The 1,822-nt window shown below is 36.4% G+C and carries 4 protein-coding genes; all 4 read left to right on the top strand.

Translation table 11 applies throughout. The features are described 5' to 3' along the window. The gene (locus tag ACGLXV_RS22220; RefSeq protein WP_066059137.1) at window positions 1-480 is read left to right on the top strand and encodes a DsrE/DsrF/DrsH-like family protein; all 480 of its coding nucleotides are present in this window, start codon (window positions 1-3) and stop codon (window positions 478-480) included. Window positions 481-523: 43 nt separating this feature from the next. After that, window positions 524-883, top strand: a complete 360-nt coding sequence (locus ACGLXV_RS22215) for a rhodanese-like domain-containing protein (protein WP_119706310.1) — start codon at window positions 524-526, stop codon at window positions 881-883. Window positions 884-902: 19 nt separating this feature from the next. Continuing rightward, window positions 903-1,199: a rhodanese-like domain-containing protein gene (locus tag ACGLXV_RS22210; RefSeq protein WP_391560336.1), complete on the top strand. Its 297-nt coding sequence runs from the start codon at window positions 903-905 to the stop codon at window positions 1,197-1,199. A 54-nt stretch (window positions 1,200-1,253) separates the two neighbouring features. Further along, window positions 1,254-1,822: sulfurtransferase TusA family protein (locus ACGLXV_RS22205; protein ID WP_391560335.1), on the top strand; the 569-nt coding region annotated here is incomplete at its 3' end.

Raw genomic sequence — 1,822 nt, 5'->3', positions numbered from 1 at the left:
ATGTCAGAAAAGAAAAAAACTACGATTGTGTTATTTAGTGGAGATTACGATAAAGCAATGGCTGCTTATATTATTGCAAATGGTGCAGCAGCCTACGATCATGAAGTAACCATCTTCCATACATTCTGGGGGTTAAATGCTCTCCGTAAAGAGGAAAATATGATGGTGAAAAAAGGATTCATGGAAAAGATGTTCGAAAAAATGATGCCAAGAGGCGCAGATAAGATGGGTCTTTCTAAAATGAACTTTGCAGGTATGGGTCCAAAAATGATTAAAGGTGTGATGAAAAAGCACAACGCAATGTCACTACCTCAGTTAATCGAAATGGCACAAGAGCAAGATGTGAAATTAGTGGCATGTACGATGACAATGGATCTGTTAGGTCTTAAAGAAGAAGAGCTTCTTGAAAATGTCGAATATGCTGGCGTAGCTGCTTATTTGGCTGATGCAGAAGATGGGAATGTAAATCTATTTATTTAATGAAAGATAGGGGATTTTCCCCTATCAATAAGGAGAGAATAATATGGAATATGTAAATTACATTCTCATCGGATTGTTCTTGCTACTCATTATCCAACGAATGATTCCGACAAAGGGTGTTAGACATATAACAACAGCTGAATTAAAAAAGGAATTAAAAGATAAAAATAAACAATTTGTGGATGTTCGAACGCCAGCTGAGTATAAGGGAAACCACATCAAAGGCTTTAAAAACATTCCACTTCATGTGCTATCTCAAAAATCAAATGAGATTTCAAAAGATAAAGAAGTAGTAGTCATTTGTCAAAGCGGAATGAGAAGTCAAAAAGCTAGCAAAACCCTAAAAAATTTAGGATTTACAAAAATAACGAATGTAAAAGGCGGCATGAGCGCCTGGTCATAAGATATAGGAGGAATAAACAATGAAAACAATGACAGCCAAAGAAGTAGAAGCACTATTAAACGAAGGTAAAGCATTGGATATTATCGATGTGCGTGAAGTAGATGAGGTAGCAGCTGGGAAAATTCCTGGAGCAGTAAACATTCCACTAGGCCTTATTGAGTTCCGTATGCATGAGTTAGATAAATCAAAGGAATATATCATGGTTTGTCGTTCTGGTGGTAGAAGTGGTAGTGCTTCACAATTTCTAGAAAGCTATGGATACAAAGTCATTAATATGACAGGTGGTATGCTTTCTTGGGAAGGTAAAACAGAATAAAAAATTTTAAAATAAAATATACCCTATATGGTATAAAAGTAATGGAGGTTACTTATGGAGAACTTAAAAGCAAATATCACTCTTGATGCAAAGGGATTAGCATGCCCGATGCCGATTGTTAAAACGAAAAAAGCAATGACTGGATTAGAAGCAGGGCAGGTATTGGAAGTCCAAGCAACAGATAAGGGATCAAAAGCAGATATTAAAGCATGGGCTGAAAGTACAGGACATCAATATCTAGGTACTTTGGAAGAAGGAGATGTGTTAAAGCATTATCTAAGAAAGTCTTCAAGCGATGAAACCATCGAAAGAAAACATCCAAATGTAGTGACAAATGAGGAACTACAGTCAAAGCTAGAAGCAAATGAAAACATAATGGTTCTAGATGTAAGAGAAACGGCAGAATATGCATTTAATCATATTCCGAATGCGATTTCTATTCCACTTGGTGAGTTAGAAGCTCGTATGAATGAATTAAACCAAGATCAAACCATCTATATCGTATGTCGTACAGGTAACCGAAGCGATTTAGCAGCTCAGAAACTAGCTGAAAACGGATTTTCAAACGTACTAAATGTTATTCCAGGGATGAGTCAGTGGACTGGAACAACGGATCGTATCAA

The sequence above is a fragment of the Robertmurraya sp. genome, from assembly GCF_036676585.1.
In the GTDB taxonomy this organism is placed as follows: Bacteria; Bacillota; Bacilli; order Bacillales; family Cytobacillaceae; genus Robertmurraya_A.
This window is presented reverse-complemented; position numbering and strand designations above follow the sequence as displayed.

Excerpts from the sequence above, each read along its gene's own strand:
- ACGLXV_RS22210 (WP_391560336.1), top strand. The coding sequence starts at position 903 with ATGAAAACAATGACAGCCAAAGAAGTAGAAGCACTATTAAACGAAGGT.
- ACGLXV_RS22215 (WP_119706310.1), top strand. The coding sequence starts at position 524 with ATGGAATATGTAAATTACATTCTCATCGGATTGTTCTTGCTACTCATT.
- ACGLXV_RS22220 (WP_066059137.1), top strand. The coding sequence starts at position 1 with ATGTCAGAAAAGAAAAAAACTACGATTGTGTTATTTAGTGGAGATTAC.